Raw genomic sequence first — 16,631 nt, 5'->3', positions numbered from 1 at the left:
CGGTTAAAAACTAAGGTAGTTAGACCTAGAGGATTCGATGGCCAAAGAAGACAATATTGAAATGCAGGGCACCGTTCTTGATACGCTGCCGAACACCATGTTCCGCGTTGAATTAGAAAACGGGCACGTGGTAACCGCACATATCTCCGGTAAAATGCGCAAGAACTACATCCGCATCCTGACGGGCGACAAAGTCACTGTAGAGCTGACCCCGTACGACCTGAGCAAAGGCCGCATTGTCTTCCGTAGCCGTTAATCGGCTCACTCGTCGCCAGCCGATGGCGGCACCGAGGATGTAATGCCTCCGGAGCCCTTTCCGTTTACCCCCGTAGCAACGTTCAACATCGAGTTGCAGGTGCGCAGGTAAACTGAGAGGGCTCAATCATTTCTGTTGTGGTGATGATTTTCACCCATAAAAAAAGCGATGCCGAAGCATCGCTTTTCCTTTATCTGAATCTGACCCCAGACTTAGTGCACCGCACCTTCGTCCGCCTTGCGCATTGACGCGCTGATAAATTGATAAGTCAGTTTCTGGTTTTCCTTGTCCAACTCGACCTTCACCGAGCCACCGTCCACCAACGAGCCGAACAGCAGTTCGTTGGCCAGCGGTTTCTTCAGGTTCTCCTGCATCACTCGCGCCATTGGACGAGCGCCCATCGCACGGTCGTAGCCTTTCACTGACAGCCAGTCACGCGCTTCGTCACTCACTTCCAGCGACACGCCCTTCGCATCCAACTGCGCCTGCAGTTCGACGATAAACTTATCGACAACCTGCTGGATCACCTCGGTCGACAGATGGTTGAACCAAAGAATGTTGTCCAGACGGTTACGGAATTCCGGCGTGAACACTTTTTTGATCTCTTCCATCGCGTCGGTGCTGTTGTCCTGCTGGACCAGGCCGATCGATTTACGTTCAGTCTCGCGCACCCCGGCGTTGGTGGTCATCACCAGGATCACGTTGCGGAAGTCCGCCTTACGGCCGTTGTTGTCGGTCAGGGTACCGTTGTCCATCACCTGCAGCAGCAGGTTGAACACGTCCGGATGCGCCTTCTCGATTTCATCGAGCAGCACCACCGAGTGCGGATGCTTGAGCACCGCGTCGGTCAGCAGACCACCCTGGTCGTAACCGACATAGCCCGGAGGCGCACCAATCAGACGGCTAACGGTATGACGTTCCATATACTCGGACATGTCAAAACGCAGCAGTTTGATATCCATCGCCTTCGCCAGCTGTACTGTAACTTCGGTTTTGCCGACCCCGGTTGGCCCGGCAAACAGGAAGGAACCGACCGGCTTGCGATCGTGGCCCAGACCCGCACGGCTCATCTTGATGGCCTCGGTCAGCGCTTCAATCGCCTGATCCTGGCCAAATACCAGCATTTTCAGACGGTCGCCCAGGCTTCTCAACACATCGCGATCGCTCGCCGACACGGTTTTTTCCGGGATACGTGCAATACGTGCCACCACCGACTCAATGTCGGAAACGTTAACGGTTTTCTTGCGCTTGCTGACCGGCATCAACCGGCTGCGAGCCCCCGCTTCGTCGATCACGTCGATAGCCTTGTCCGGCAGATGACGGTCGTTGATGTATTTCACCGACAGCTCAACCGCAGCACGCACCGCTTTGGCGGTATAACGCACATCGTGGTGCGCTTCGTACTTGGTTTTCAGGCCATTGATGATCTGAATGGTCTCTTCCGGCGTCGGCTCGATAATGTCGATTTTTTGGAAGCGACGGGCTAAAGCGCGATCTTTTTCAAAGATGTTGCTGAATTCCTGGTAAGTGGTCGAACCGATGACCCGGATCTTGCCGCTGGAAAGCAACGGTTTGATCAGGTTGGCGGCATCGACCTGCCCACCGGAAGCCGCACCGGCACCGATGATAGTGTGGATCTCATCGATAAACAGAATGCTGTTCTTGTCCTGCTCCAACTGTTTCAGCAGGGCCTTAAAGCGTTTCTCGAAGTCGCCGCGGTATTTGGTCCCCGCCAGCAACGAGCCGATATCCAGCGAATACAGTGTGCAGTCCGCCATCACTTCCGGGACGTCGCCCTGCACGATGCGCCAGGCCAGCCCTTCGGCAATGGCGGTTTTACCCACGCCGGACTCCCCCACCAGCAGCGGGTTATTCTTGCGACGACGGCACAATACCTGAATGGCACGCTCCAGCTCGGGACCGCGGCCAATCAAGGGATCGATACCGCCCACCCGGGCCAGTTGGTTGAGGTTGGTGGTGAAGTTTTCCATACGGTCTTCCCCTCCGGACTGCTCTTCATTCACCGGGTTTTCCGCATTCGGCGCTTGGCCCGGCTCGTCTTTACGTGTGCCATGTGAAATGAAGTTCACTACGTCAAGACGACTGACGTCGTGTTTGCGCAGCAGGTAAGCCGCCTGCGACTCCTGCTCGCTGAAAATTGCCACCAGCACGTTGGCGCCGCTGACTTCACTGCGGCCGGAAGATTGGACATGGAATACCGCACGCTGCAGTACGCGCTGGAAGCTGAGCGTCGGCTGAGTGTCGCGCTCTTCTTCGCTGGCGGGCAGCGTCGGCGTGGTTTGTTCGATAAAGGCTTCGAGTTCCTGGCGTAATGCGGCCAGGTCCACCGTGCATGCCTCAAGCGCTTCCCGCGCGGCAGGGTTGCTGAGTAACGCCAGCAACAGGTGCTCCACGGTCATAAACTCGTGTCTGTGCTCACGCGCTCTGGCGAAAGCCATGTTGAGACTGAGTTCCAGTTCTTGATTGAGCATAAGCACCTCCCCAATAGATTGCCTTATTCAGGCTTTTTCCAGCGTACAAAGCAACGGATGCTCGTTCTCCCTGGCATAACGGTTCACATGCACGACTTTGGTTTCCGCCACCTCGGCGGTAAATACACCGCAGATCGCCTTGCCTTGATAGTGGACCGTGAGCATCAGTTGCGTTGCGCGTTCAATATCATAAGAAAAGAACTTTTGCAGAACGTCAATCACAAATTCCATCGGTGTGTAATCGTCGTTGTTAAGTATAACTTTATACATAGACGGCGGTTTTACCGCATCGATTTGTTTTTCTTCGGCCAAGTGTTCAAAATTTAGCCAATCGTTGTTATTGCCCATCGCTGCTCATCTTCTCTGCTCTGTCCTTTAATATGGGGACAGGTTCCGGTTATTCAAAGTGGGGTATCCATACTATTTTATCATCTTCGCCGACATCCCGCCGCACTGGAACGTGCGCAAAAATCTCTGATGAATTGTTACCAAACAATGTCAATAGCGTTACCTGCTTCAAACTTTGATGAACTGCTCCCTGCCGACAAAAGCCGATCCCTTGACGTGATGATCATTTGCTCTAGAGTGTAAATTCATGGGCTGGTGGTGTTTTAACCACTCTCGGGCTCATCTGCCGCCTGCCATTGGCGGGTGCGAATTCAGTTATTCATCTCACCTAAAAATAGCGTTGCGAGGGATGTAAAAGCATGGAGACGGGTACTGTTAAATGGTTCAACAACGCCAAAGGGTTTGGGTTTATCTGTCCTGAAGGCGGTGGCGAAGACATCTTCGCTCACTATTCTACGATTAAGATGGACGGGTACCGGACACTAAAAGCTGGCCAACAGGTCAGTTTTGACGTGCACCAGGGGCCAAAAGGGAATCATGCAAGTCTTATTGTGCCAGTGGAAAGCGAGGCGTTGGCCTAAACGCTTCCACCGAGTCAGTCTGAAACAACGAAAAGATGCCAGCCGCCGTATGACTGGCATTTTTTATGGGCTTGTTATTCGCGTGCCAGCGCGTCAATCGGGTTAAGCCGCGCCGCGCTGCGTGCCGGCAGATAGCCGAACACCACGCCGATGGCGGTAGAACAGACAAACGCGCTCAACAGCGCCGCCGGAGGGAAACTGATTTGCCATCCCGGCAGCACTAACTGCACCAGCAGGCCGATGGCGAAAGACAGCATAATCCCCAGGGCACCGCCCACCAGACACACCAGTACCGCTTCAATCAGAAACTGCTGCAACACGTCCCCGGAGCGAGCGCCTACCGCCATACGAATGCCGATTTCGCGAGTGCGCTCCGTCACCGACACCAACATGATGTTCATCACGCCGATCCCGCCAACCACCAATGAAATCACCGCCACCAACGTCAGGAACAGTTGAAGCGTGCGGGTGGTTTTTTCTGCGGTCTGCACCAGGCTGTCCATGTTATAGGTGAAGACGTCTTTCTTGCCGTGGCGCAGCGTCAGCAAACGCGTCAACTGCTGTTCCGCTTCCTGGCTATTGTAGCCCTCGCGGATACGCACGGTGATAGAGTCAAAATAGGCGTTGCCCATCAGCCGGTTGGCCATAGTGCTGTAGGGCACCCAGACGTTCAGTGTCTTGCTGCTGCCGAACATCGACTGCTTCTCTTTCGCCACACCAACCACCGTCGCCGGCATATTGCCCACCAGGATCACCTGGCCCACCACGTCCTTTTGGTGTGGAAACAACCGGCGCTGAGTATTGGCGTCGATGACCACCGTTTGCGACTGCGATTGCACCTGCAGCTGATCAATACCGACGCCCTGAGTAAAGGTCATGCCGTAGACGCGGAAAAACTGTTCGCTGACCCCGGTGACATTGGCCGCCACATCGACGTTACCCAGCCGCAGCCGCATGCTGCTGGCAATAGAGGGCGACAGCGCATTGACGTAAGGTTGCTCGCGCAGTGCCTCAAGATCGTCGTATTTCAGCGCCTGTCGGAAGGTCGGATCGTCGTCACCGAAGTCCTTGCCGGGATAAATATCGACGGTGTTGGTCCCGATGGATTTAATATCCGCCAGCACCATCTGTTTGGCGGCGTCACCGATCACCAGGATCGACACCACCGAGGCAATACCGATAATAATGCCCAGCATGGTCAGCGCGGTGCGCATTTTACTGGCCGCCATCGCCCGCCAGGCCATCACCAATGCCTCACGAAAACGGCCGGTTGTTTGCTGCCAGGACGGCGCCGGTGTCACCATCTCCAGCGGTTTAGCGTTAGGGTTGCCGCGTTGATCCGGACGCGAATCGGCAATGATCGACCCGTCGCGAATTTCAATGATCCGCTCAGCCTGCCTGGCCACCGCCGGATCGTGAGTGACAATAATCACCGTATGCCCCTGCTCACGCAGTTGCTTGAGGATGGTCATCACCTCCTCGCCGGAATGACTATCGAGGGCACCTGTAGGTTCATCCGCCAGGATCACCTGGCCCCCGTTCATCAGCGCACGGGCAATACTGACCCGCTGCTGCTGGCCGCCGGAAAGCTGGCTTGGCCGGTAGCTAACGCGTTCTCCCAGCCCCAAACGTTGTAACAACGCAATCGCACGCTCGCGCCGGGCCGCCTTGCCCAGTCCGGCATACACCGCTGGAACCTCAACGTTATGCGCCGCGCTCAGATGAGGCAGTAAATGATAACGCTGGAAGATAAAACCAAAATGCTCACGCCGCAGCCGGGCCAGCGCATCGCCATCGAGCGTCGCCACGTCCTGCCCAGCCACCCGATAAATGCCGGCGCTGGGTTTATCCAGACAGCCAAGAATATTCATCAGCGTCGACTTGCCGGAGCCGGAGGCGCCCATGATCGCCACCATTTCGCCGGCTTCGATGCTCAGGCTGACGTCCTTCAGCACCGCCACCGTCTGGTCACCCGACTGATAGCTGCGGCTGATGCCGCTCAGTTCCAACAACGCGGCCATCAGAGAGCCTCCGCGCCGCCGCGACTGACAATCACTTCATCGCCAATGTTCAGTCCACTGAGAATTTGCACGTCGATATTATTACGCAGGCCGATGGCCACCTCGCGCTTTTCCTCCTTGCCCTGTTTCAATATCGAAACATGGTAGCGATTATCGGCGATTTGATCGCCCAATGCTGCCAGAGGAATGACCTGCACCTGATTGACGCCCGCCAGTTGAATATGCACCTGCGCGGTCATCTGCAATCTCAATAACCCCTCTGGGTTGGGCACTTCAAAACGCGCATAGTAAAAGATGGCGTTATTGACCTTTTCCGGCGTGGGCTGGATATCTTTCAGCACACCGTCAAAGCGTCGGTTAGGATCGCCCAGCACGGTAAACCAGGCTTTTTGTCCCGGCTTGAGGCTGATGACGTCCGCCTCCGACACCTGGGCCTTCACCAGCATGGTGCTGAGATCCGCCAGCGTCAGAATGTTCGGTGCCTGCTGCGCGGCGATCACCGTCTGGCCCTGCAGCGTGGTGATTTGCACCACGTCACCGTCCATCGGCGCTTCTATACGGGTAAACGCCAGATTGATCTTGGCGGTATCCAGGCTGGCCTGATTCCGGGCGATCTGCGCCTGAATGGTACCCACTTGCGCTTTCTTCACCGCCAGCTGTGTCGCCGCCTGATCCAGATCCTGACGTGACACCGCCTGCAATTTGGCCAACGCCTGATTACGCTGCAGCGTTACCGCCGCCAGCTGTTGCTCAGCCTGCGCCTGTTGCAACTGGGCGTGCAGCTCACGCAATGTCGCCTCACCCTCACGGATGCTGTTTTGCGCCTGTTGCGGATCGATAATCCCAAGCAACTGGCCCTTTTTCACCCGGTCGCCGATCTCGACATACAGGCTTTCCAACTGCCCACTGACCTGCGCACCCACGTCAACCTTGCGTACCGCGTCAAGCTGTCCGGTTGCCAGTACGTTTTGCTGTAGATCGCCCTTGGCCACCTTCACCGTTTTAAATGGAGTCGGGGCCGGATGGCTGAAGTGCCAGGCCGTCATTGCCGCGATCGCCACCAGTACGATTAGCACCATGACCCAGCGTCGCTTATGTCCTTTAAACCACGTCAAAATAGGTTCCTGCCTGTTGCAATTCATGCTGCCAACAGCGGCAGCGGGGCTAAATTATCACGCACGGTGATGAATAACTAAACCTTGGTTCAACACAATGTGGAGACACCCTTGGTTACATTCTGCATTGAACTCCCGTTTAGTGAAGGCTTGGTGAAATAGCGCCATTCAACACAGCCAAGGATTTCATCATGTCTCAGCTCAGCTATCCACTCGTATCTGCACGCCCGCTTAACGGCTGGCAATTGATGACGGCGCTGGCCAATGGCGACAAGGCACCCAGCAAAGCCTGGAAGAAAACATCATTCCGCCTGAAGTTTATCGGCCGTTCATTATTTCGCTGGCCGACCACCAGTGCTCTGCTCAACACCCTGGCATCCAACCCTTTATTGGATGAAATACTGCAGGCACAACCCAATCTGCCATGCAAACTGCATCGCCCTTATCTGGCGGCGAATATGAGCAAAATCGAGAGCCTGTTCGCCCTGCGCGATCATTACGCTATCAGCAAGCAACGCATGCCGATGAAAATGCTGCTCGGTCATCTGAACAAAAACTTTGTACTGGCCAAAGCCAGCGGCAAGAGTGGCGAAACGGTTTCACTGGAACTGGCGTCCATCGATCACCTGAATAAAGAAGGGGAAGCCACCCTGCTGCTGCGTAACGCCAACGGCATCATGCTGGCCGAAATCACCTTCGCCCTGGTGCACTATCAGCAGCGACCGACGCTGTTTATCGGGGGAATACAGGGGGCCAATCAGCAGGTACCGCATGCGGAAATCCAGCTGGCCACCAAAGAGTGCCACGGGTTGTTCCCGAAACGCCTGGCGCTGGAGGGGATTTGTGCTCTGGCGCGCCATATGGGCATTCAGCAAATTGTAGCGGTCGGCAACGCCACCCATATCTATCAGAACTGGCGTTATCACAGTAAAAAGAAAGCCCAGCTGCATGCCGATTACGATCAATTCTGGACATCCATGGGCGGCAAAATGTTGGAAAGTGGCTATTTCCTGCTGCCGGAACAGATCGCCCGTAAACCGATCGATGAGGTGGTCAGCAAAAAACGTGCAGAATACCGCCGTCGTTATCAACTGCTGGACCAGCTGGAACAAGGAATGGCCGAGCATTTCAGCAGCCAGCCCTGTTTTACCGGGGCCTAGTCGGCCCGACCGCGCGCCAGCCAGATTACGCGTGAGAACATTTTTTTCAGTAATGGTGGCACCGAGTCCGTGCCCCACTCGCCCGCTTGCATCGCCACCTCAATGGCCAGGTCGGGCTTCGAAGAGTGATGCACTGCCTTGAGGATCACCTTGCGTACCGGCATTTGAGCATTGCTCGGCACGGAGGCGACCCGATAATAGACCGGGCTGAAACCTTCACGGAACATAAAGTGTTCCATATCCGGCGCCGGTAACGCGGTCAACCGGTCACGCTCGTTATCCTCATGGTTATCCAGCATGCCACGGACGGTGCCGGCGTATTTTCGCCCCGCTTCATCGCCGTCCACCAACGCATGCCACTCAATACCCATACGCCGGGCGAACCTCAGCAGCGGCTTCAGGCCGCACTGGGCGAATTCGATCACCCGCACCCCTTCCGCCTCAAAATGATAACCACACTGGCGAGCCAGTTCGTTGAGCAGCCAAACTTCGGTTTCGCCCTCTACCAGCAGCCAACAACGGGCAAACAGCGACGACGGCCGATTAAAACGGATATGAAAGGAAATGCGCCGCCCATCTTCCGGCCCCAGCCCGCGTGGCCCAAGGCGATAAGTGGCTACCCGCCCCGACTCACGCACCAACCGACAAACGTGTTCAACCGGTACCAGGGAGACCAGTTCGCTGGAGTTGGTGGTGGTGATACGTTGCAGCGGCAATTGGTTAAGCAGCCCCCAGGCCACCGACAGCATGATCGGATGCAGGCGCGTTTCCGGGTCTTCCACCAGCAACAGCGGCCGGGCGTGCGGATCCAGTTTGACGCTGCCCTTGGCCTGTAACAGCGTAGAAAACATGCCCAGTAGAATAAGACGCATGCTGCGACTATTGGGTTCGGCCACCATACGGTTGATGCTGTCCAGCGAGCGCCATGCCTGCTGATCCTGATCTTGATCCAGGCGTTGTCGACGTGGTCGCGTCACCTGTGATCCCTGCTCGGCAAAGTAATGTTCCAACAGTTGCTGCATAGCCGCCAGCCCCTGGCGCAGTTCGGCATTAGTCAGCTTTTGCGGGTTGCGCACCAGCTCACGCGTCAGTTGATCCAACTGCTGGGCCAGTGCCTTATTATCGGCCGGGTGTTCATCATTGAGCGTGCTGGGCCGCAGGCGGCGGATAAAACGCGCATCGCGCAGACGCAGTACCGGGTGGATACGGATAATGGCGTGTGCCAGTTGCTCAATATGGTGCAACTGCATCGGATTGCCGTCGGCATCAAGAAAACCGCGCCAGGTGCAAACCGTGCCGTCATCGGCCAGTTCACCTTCGCAGCGATAATAAATACGGTTCAGGTTATCCCCGCCTTTGACCCACAGCGGCGACAGGTGGCGGTAACGTGGTAGATGAGCATGGCCGATATCTTTCTCGCAGAAGGTAAATACCACCTGCAGGTGCCGATCTTTGGCCTGTTCCTCACCGGGCGGGAAATGGAAGTCGTGCGCTTCAAAACGGTACAGCTTGGGTTCCGGTGCCAGCAGCAGGGTCAGCGCGTCAAGCAGGCTGGATTTACCCCAGGCATTTTCGCCGATCAGCAGCGTGTTGTCGTCCAGCATCAGTGACAGCCGGTTAATACCGCGGAAACCTACAATCTCGATTCGCTCTAAGAACATCTGTCGCCTCCCGTGCGCGCGGTCACCGTCCTTATGGGGTGGCCTCCTCAGAGCATGGTCAAAAAACCCCTTGCAGGTCAAGCGGACGACGTCAAATCTGCCGCTTTACTCCAGACGTGGTTTTGGTTAGCGTGTGGGGCCTCGTCGCTCATCCAGGCGCCGCCCTCAGAACAAAGGACGCAAGCTTCACCATGTATTCAGGACTGCTGATTATTCTGTTACCGCTGATTGCCGGTTACCTCATTGCGCTACGTAGCCGGACGTTACTGCAAACCATCAACCGCCTGCTGAGCTGGATGGTCTATGTGATCCTGTTTTTCATGGGAATCAGTCTGGCGTTTCTGGAGGATCTGAGCAGCAACCTGGTGTTGATATTCCAGTATGCCTCGGTGTTTTTCCTGTGCATTCTCGCCGCCAGTTTGCTGATGCTGGCACTGCTGGAACGCAAAATGCCGTGGCACAACAGCCATAAACAGGAAAAGCTGCCCTCACGCCTGCATATGGCACTCGAATCGCTTAAGCTTTGCGGCGTGGTACTCGGCGGTTTCCTGCTCGGCCTGACACAGTGGCAATGGCTGCAGTTTGCCAACAAAGGCAGCGAATACGCCTTGATCTTCCTGTTGCTGCTGGTGGGCATCCAACTGCGCAACAGCGGCATGACGCTACGCCAAATCGTGCTCAACCGGCGTGGCATGATAGTGGCCGTGGTGGTGGTGATCAGTTCGCTGGCCGGTGGGGCGCTGGCGGCACAACTGCTGGGGCTGCCGATTAAGGCCGGGCTGGCGATGGCGTCCGGTTTTGGCTGGTATTCGCTTTCCGGCATTTTAATCACCGACGCCTATGGCCCGGTGTTGGGCAGTGCGGCCTTCTTTAACGATCTGGCGCGTGAGCTGGTAGCCATTGTACTGATCCCCACTCTGGTACGTCGTAGCCGCTCCTCAGCGCTGGGTCTGTGCGGTGCCACCTCCATGGACTTTACCCTGCCGGTGCTGCAACGCAGCGGGGGGATGGAGATAGTGCCACCGGCCATTGTGCATGGTTTTCTGCTCAGCCTGCTGGCACCGGTACTGATCGCCCTGTTCTCTTGATTTCTTTCCGGGGGCTATGCCCCCGGAAAGCGTAATAATTCCCATCCGCACGGTAAAATTGCGCTAAATCAAACTTGCCCTTGGTAGCATCACAAAAGCCTTTTTAAGCCCCGGTTGCCGATCTATGCTCTTAAACAAGCATTATAAATGCAACTTTAAAAAGGAAGTGATTATGTTTTGTGTGCAATGTGAACAAACCATCCGTACCCCGGCAGGCAACGGCTGCTCTTATGCCCAGGGTATGTGCGGCAAAACGGCGGAAACTTCCGACCTGCAGGATCTGTTGGTCGCGGCGTTACAGGGGCTTTCTGCCTGGGCGCTGCAAGCGCGGGCGCTCGGGATCGTCGATCATGATATCGACAGCTTTGCCCCGCGTGCTTTCTTCTCTACCCTGACCAACGTCAACTTCGATTCAGATCGCATCATCGGTTACGCACGCGAAACCATCGCCCTGCGCGGATCCCTGGCCACCCGCTGCCGCCTGCTGGACGCCAGTGTTCATGTCGAACACCCATTGGCCAGTCTGCAGTTGGCCGGCGATGATATGCCTTCGCTGTTGCAACAGGCGGCACAGTTTGCCCTGAATACCGATAAAGCCGAGGTTGGTGATGACGTGCACGGTCTGCGCATGCTGTGCCTGTACGGCCTGAAAGGTGCGGCGGCCTATATGGAGCACGCTCACGTGCTGGGTCAGTCCGATGACCAAATCTATGCCGACTACCACGCCTTTATGGCCTGGCTCGGCACCCAGCCACGTGACGTAGATACCCTGCTGAACAACGCCATGGGCATCGGTAAAATGAACTTCAACGTGATGGCGATCCTCGATCACGGCGAGACTCAGGCTTACGGCGACCCGGTGCCAAGTGCGGTGAACGTGCGCCCGGTAGCAGGCAAGGCCATTTTGATCTCCGGCCATGACCTGAAAGATCTGCGCATGCTGCTGGAGCAAACCGAGGGCCAGGGCGTGAACGTTTACACCCACGGTGAAATGCTGCCGGCACACGGCTACCCGGAACTGAAAAGATTCAAACATCTGGTGGGCAACTACGGCAGCGGCTGGCAGAACCAGCAGACCGAGTTCGCCAAATTCCCCGGCCCGATCCTGATGACCTCTAACTGCATTATCGATCCCAATGTCGGTAATTATGGCGATCGTATCTGGACGCGCAGCATCGTCGGCTGGCCGGGCGTCAACCATCTGGAAGGGGACGATTTCAGCCCGGTGATCGCTCAGGCGCAGGGCATGAGTGGTTTCCCTTATACCGAAATCGAACATATGATCACCGTCGGCTTCGGCCGCCAGACGCTGCTCAATGCCGCCGATACGGTGATTGACCTGGTGGCGCAAAAGAAACTGCGTCACATCTTTTTGGTCGGCGGCTGTGACGGCAGCCGCGATGAACGCAGCTATTTCACTGACTTCGCCCGCAGCGTTCCGCAAGACTGCCTGATCATGACGCTGGCCTGCGGCAAATACCGTTTCAACAAGCTGGACTTTGGTACCCTGGAAGGCTTGCCACGCCTGTTGGACGTCGGTCAGTGTAACGACGCCTATTCCGCCATCATGCTGGCGGTCAAACTCGCCGATACCCTCGGTTGCTCGGTCAACGAACTGCCGCTGAGCCTGGTACTGTCGTGGTTTGAGCAAAAGGCGATCGTCATTCTGCTGACGTTGTTGTCACTGGGGGTTAAAAACATTGTCACCGGGCCGACCGCGCCGGGTTTCCTGACCGACAACCTGATGGCGATCCTGAACGATAAATTCGGTATGCGCCCGATCACCACCGTTGATCAGGATCTGCAAGGCCTGCTCGGCTAATGCCACTGTTTCTCGGGGCCGCCGATGTCGGCCCCTTTGCTTTTGAGGTGCCCGATGACCCAACCCAGCCCACTTTGCCCCAACCGCATGCAGGTACATTCGATCCAGCAGGAAACCGCCGACGTCTGGACACTCAACCTGATCTGCGATGTTTTTTACCCTTATCAACCTGGCCAGTTTGCGCTGGTCAGTATCCGTAATAGCGAAGACACTCTGCGCGCCTATACGCTGTCCTCTTCGCCCGGCCAGAGCCGTTTTCTCAGCATCAGTGTACGTTGCCTGCCGGACGGCACGGGTTCACGCTGGCTAACCGGTGAAGTCAAACCCGGTAACATCCTGTGGCTGTCCGATGCACAAGGCGAGTTCAGCTGTGAACAACATCCGGCGGACAGCTACCTGATGCTGGCGGCCGGTTGCGGCGTCACACCGATTATCTCCATGTGTCGCTGGCTGGTGGCGAACCGCCCTGCCTGTGATATCGCGGTGATCTTTAACGTACGCACTCCCGCCGATACCCTTTTTGCCGAGCAGTGGCGCGAGTTGTGCGCCAGCCACCCGCAACTGCGGCTGACGCTGATGGCCGAACAGGACATTCAAGCGGGTTATCTCAATGGGCGAATCAGTGCCGAAGTGCTGCGCCAGGCGACGCCGGATATCACCGAACGCACCGTGATGACCTGCGGCCCGGCCCCCTATATGGCTCAGGCTGAACAGCTTTGCCTGCAGCTTGGCGTGCCGGCCAACCGTTTCCATAAAGAGCAGTTTCATACCCCGGCAGCCACCGATGGCGAACAGGGCGAAGGATTAACCTTACGCGCCGCCCGCCCTCTGCGTGAGTTTCGCGTACCGGTCGGCAGCACATTGCTGGCGGCAATGGAGACCCATGCGCTGCCGGTCAACGCCGCCTGCCGCGCTGGGGTGTGCGGATCATGCAAAACCCGCATCCTCGAAGGTGACTACACCACCACCAGCAGCATGACGCTGACTGCAGCGGAAATCGCCCAGGGCTATGTACTGGCCTGCAGTTGCCAACTGCAAGGTGACGTCACCCTCGCCTGATATTTGCGCCCCGTCGGTCAGGATGGGGCATTTATCGGCAAGCATGCTTTCCCTTCCCCTTCTACACTTTCCCGGTTCCAGGCTTTTATCAGGTTCATCTGCTCAATATCTAAAAAGCTGTACCCAATGGATTTCAATCATTTGAAAAAACAGGGTATTTCTATCATATTTGGGGGAACTATGAAGCAAACTATAGCCACACTGATCGCCAAAACTTTGGAACAGGCCGGTGTGAAACGCATTTGGGGCGTCACCGGTGATTCGCTCAACGGACTCAGCGACAGCCTGCACCGTATGGGCACCATCGAATGGCTGGGAACCCGTCATGAAGAGGTCGCCGCCTTCGCCGCCGGTGCAGAAGCCCAGTTGACCGGTCAGTTGGCGGTTTGTGCCGGCTCCTGCGGCCCCGGTAACCTGCATCTGATTAACGGCCTGTTCGACTGCCACCGCAACCATGTGCCGGTGCTGGCGATTGCCGCACACATTCCCTCCAGCGAGATCGGCAGCGGCTATTTCCAGGAAACCCACCCGCAAGAACTGTTTCGCGAATGCAGCCACTACTGTGAATTGGTCTCCAATCCGGAACAGTTGCCCCGGGTACTGGAAATCGCCATGCGCAAGGCTATCCTCAATCGCGGCGTATCGGTGATCGTCCTACCGGGCGACGTGGCGCTGCGTATGGCACCGGAAGACGCCAGCATGGTGTGGCATACCCCGGCACTGCCGCTGGTGCAGCCGCCAATGAGCGATCTGAACAAGCTGGCAGAGACCCTGAACAAGGCTAAGAACATTACGCTGATGTGCGGCAGTGGTTGCGCCGGATCCCACGACGAAGTGGTCAAGTTGGCCGAACTGTTGCAGGCGCCGGTGGTTCATGCACTACGCGGTAAAGAGCATATCGAATGGGATAACCCCTACAGCGTTGGCATGACCGGGCTGATCGGTTTCTCTTCCGGCTACCACGCCATGATGAACGCCGACACCCTGGTGCTGCTCGGCACTCAATTCCCGTACCGTGCCTTCTACCCAACCAATGCCAATATTATTCAGATAGACATCAACCCCGGCAGCATCGGCGCACACTGCCCGGTCAATATGGCGCTGGTGGGTGATATCCATACCACCCTCACCGCCCTGCTGCCGCAGATAGAGCCAAAGAGCGACCGGACATTCCTCGACAAGGCGCTGGAGCACTACCGCACGGCGCGCAAGGATCTCGACGGGCTGGCGACGGCCAATGACGATCAGCCGATTCACCCGCAGTATCTGGCGCAACAGCTCAGCCAATACGCCAGCGATGACGCCATCTTCACCTGCGACGTCGGCACGCCAACGGTGTGGGCGGCCCGCTATTTGAAGATGAACGGCAAACGTCGCCTGCTCGGGTCGTTCAACCACGGCTCGATGGCTAACGCCATGCCACAGGCGATTGGCGCGCAGGCTACCGAACCGGACAAACAGGTGATCGCCATGTGCGGCGACGGCGGCTTCACCATGCTGATGGGGGATTTCCTGTCGCTGGCGCAACTGAAACTGCCGGTCAAGATTGTGATTTTCAACAACAGCGTGCTGGGCTTTGTGGCGATGGAAATGAAGGCCGGTGGCTACCTGACCGACGGCACCGATCTGCACAATCCTGATTTTGCAGCAATCGCCAACGCTGCCGGCATCAAAGGCATTCGCGTGGAAAAAGCTTCTGATTTGGATGGTGCATTGCAGGAAATGCTGGCGCATCCCGGCCCGGCACTGCTGGATGTCGTCACCGCCAAACAGGAACTGGCGATGCCGCCGCAGATCAAATTCGAGCAGGCCAAGGGCTTTAGCCTGTATATGCTGCGGGCCATTATCAACGGCCGCGGTGACGAAGTGGTCGAGCTGGCAAAAACCAACTGGTTGCGTTAACCCTCCCGTGGGCGCGGCCGTCGCTGCGCCCACATTTTCCGCTTTTGCAACTTCATAATCCGGCTATGATGGAGATCGTTCCTCTCATTGGCGCTAAGGATTTTTATGCTTATCGATCTACGCAGTGACACCGTGACCCGCCCCAGCGCCGCTATGCGCGATGCCATGGTCCAGGCGGAAGTGGGTGATGATGTTTACGGCGATGACCCCACGGTCAACGCTCTGGAGGCAGAAGCGGTCCGCCTGTCCGGTAAAGAGGCGGCGCTGTTCTTGCCAAGCGGCACTCAGGCCAACCTGGTGGCATTGCTGAGTCATTGCCAGCGCGGTGACGAATACATTGTCGGCCAGCAGGCACATAATTATAAATATGAGGCCGGCGGTGCGGCGGTGCTCGGCAGCATCCAGCCACAGCCGATTGAAGCTAACCCGGACGGCACCCTGCCGCTCGACAAGGTCGCGGCGGCCATCAAACCCGACGATATCCACTTTGCCAAAACTCGCCTGCTGAGCCTGGAAAACACCATCAGTGGCCGCGTGCTCCCGCTGGAATACCTGCAGCAAGCCTGGCAGTTCAGCCGTGAACATCAGTTGGCGTTACACATCGACGGCGCGCGCATCTTTAACGCCGCCGTCGCGCTGAACCTGCCCTTGAAAGAGATTGTGCAGTACTGCGACACCTTCACCATTTGCCTGTCGAAAGGATTGGGTGCCCCGGTGGGTTCCTTGCTGTGCGGCAGTGAAGCCTTTATCCAGCAGGCCCTGCGCTGGCGCAAAATGACCGGGGGTGGTTTGCGCCAGGCCGGTATCCTGGCTGCGGCCGGTCTCTATGCGCTGGAGCACAATGTCGAACGCCTGCGTGAAGATCACGACAATGCCAAATGGCTGGAACAGCAGTTGCAACAGATTGGCGTGGAGATTGTTGAACCGGGCGCGCAAACCAACGTGCTGTACCTGCGCCAGTCACCAGAGCTGGCAGCCAGGTTGGGCCCCTGGATGCGCGAGCGCGGCGTGCTGATCAGCAGCGGGCCACTGACGCGCATTCTGACCCACCTTGACGTCAGCCGTCAGGATTTGCAGCAACTGGTCGATTTATGGCAGCAGTTCCTGGAGCAACACGCCTGAGTTC

The 16,631-nt window shown here is 57.0% G+C and carries 13 protein-coding genes; 8 read left to right on the top strand and 5 right to left on the bottom strand.

Annotated elements, in window-relative coordinates; genetic code table 11:
- Positions 1-37: 37 nt before the first annotated feature.
- Positions 38-256 carry a translation initiation factor IF-1 gene (gene infA, locus E5C26_RS08550; protein WP_002211347.1) on the top strand — a complete coding sequence of 73 codons (219 nt, stop codon included), beginning with the start codon at positions 38-40 and terminating at the stop codon, positions 254-256.
- A gap of 212 nt (positions 257-468) precedes the next feature.
- Here the strand turns inward: infA and clpA are convergent, their stop codons facing one another.
- Together clpA and clpS are read right to left on the bottom strand one after the other, a co-directional pair.
- Complete coding sequence (gene clpA / locus E5C26_RS08545; RefSeq protein ID WP_012006106.1) at positions 469-2,748, bottom strand: ATP-dependent Clp protease ATP-binding subunit ClpA; 2,280 nt, start codon at positions 2,746-2,748, stop codon at positions 469-471.
- A gap of 27 nt (positions 2,749-2,775) precedes the next feature.
- Entirely contained in the window at positions 2,776-3,096 is a 321-nt protein-coding gene (gene clpS / locus E5C26_RS08540; protein WP_004928347.1) for an ATP-dependent Clp protease adapter ClpS, read from the bottom strand.
- Between the two features lie 359 nt (positions 3,097-3,455).
- Here clpS and cspD point away from each other — a divergent pair, with 359 nt between their 5' ends.
- Positions 3,456-3,677 carry a cold shock-like protein CspD gene (gene cspD, locus E5C26_RS08535; RefSeq protein ID WP_012006105.1) on the top strand — a complete coding sequence of 74 codons (222 nt, stop codon included), beginning with the start codon at positions 3,456-3,458 and terminating at the stop codon, positions 3,675-3,677.
- A gap of 74 nt (positions 3,678-3,751) precedes the next feature.
- Here the strand turns inward: cspD and macB are convergent, their stop codons facing one another.
- Entirely contained in the window at positions 3,752-5,698 is a 1,947-nt protein-coding gene (gene macB / locus E5C26_RS08530) for a macrolide ABC transporter ATP-binding protein/permease MacB (protein WP_135315899.1), read from the bottom strand.
- Positions 5,698-6,813, bottom strand: a complete 1,116-nt coding sequence (gene macA, locus E5C26_RS08525; protein ID WP_240775937.1) for a macrolide transporter subunit MacA — start codon at positions 6,811-6,813, stop codon at positions 5,698-5,700. Before macA ends, macB begins: the two co-directional genes overlap by 1 nt.
- 191 nt (positions 6,814-7,004) lie before the next feature.
- Between macA and E5C26_RS08520 the strand changes: the two genes are divergently transcribed.
- A complete protein-coding gene (locus tag E5C26_RS08520) occupies positions 7,005-7,973 on the top strand; it encodes a VirK/YbjX family protein (protein ID WP_135315897.1) in 969 nt (322 codons plus the stop codon).
- Here the strand turns inward: E5C26_RS08520 and E5C26_RS08515 are convergent.
- The gene (locus E5C26_RS08515) at positions 7,970-9,634 is read right to left on the bottom strand and encodes an ATP-dependent endonuclease (protein ID WP_135315896.1); all 1,665 of its coding nucleotides are present in this window, start codon (positions 9,632-9,634) and stop codon (positions 7,970-7,972) included. The genes E5C26_RS08520 and E5C26_RS08515 overlap by 4 nt on opposite strands.
- Positions 9,635-9,825: 191 nt before the next feature.
- On the opposite strand from E5C26_RS08515, the gene E5C26_RS08510 reads away from it, so the two are divergent.
- The 5 genes from E5C26_RS08510 (at position 9,826) to ltaE (ending at position 16,627) form a co-directional block, all read left to right on the top strand.
- Entirely contained in the window at positions 9,826-10,722 is an 897-nt protein-coding gene (locus E5C26_RS08510; protein WP_012006100.1) for a lysine exporter LysO family protein, read from the top strand.
- 172 nt (positions 10,723-10,894) lie between these two features.
- Positions 10,895-12,544, top strand: coding sequence for a hydroxylamine reductase (gene hcp, locus E5C26_RS08505; RefSeq protein ID WP_135315895.1), 1,650 nt, complete (start codon positions 10,895-10,897; stop codon positions 12,542-12,544).
- 54 nt (positions 12,545-12,598) lie between these two features.
- A complete protein-coding gene (hcr, locus tag E5C26_RS08500; protein WP_135315894.1) occupies positions 12,599-13,603 on the top strand; it encodes an NADH oxidoreductase in 1,005 nt (334 codons plus the stop codon).
- A gap of 180 nt (positions 13,604-13,783) precedes the next feature.
- Entirely contained in the window at positions 13,784-15,505 is a 1,722-nt protein-coding gene (gene poxB / locus E5C26_RS08495; protein WP_135315893.1) for a ubiquinone-dependent pyruvate dehydrogenase, read from the top strand.
- 105 nt (positions 15,506-15,610) lie between these two features.
- Positions 15,611-16,627, top strand: coding sequence for a low-specificity L-threonine aldolase (gene ltaE / locus E5C26_RS08490; protein ID WP_135315892.1), 1,017 nt, complete (start codon positions 15,611-15,613; stop codon positions 16,625-16,627).
- The last annotated feature ends 4 nt before the right edge of the window (positions 16,628-16,631 follow it).

The sequence above is a fragment of the Serratia proteamaculans genome, from assembly GCF_004684015.1.
In the GTDB taxonomy this organism is placed as follows: domain Bacteria; phylum Pseudomonadota; class Gammaproteobacteria; order Enterobacterales; family Enterobacteriaceae; genus Serratia; species Serratia proteamaculans_F.
This window is presented reverse-complemented; position numbering and strand designations above follow the sequence as displayed.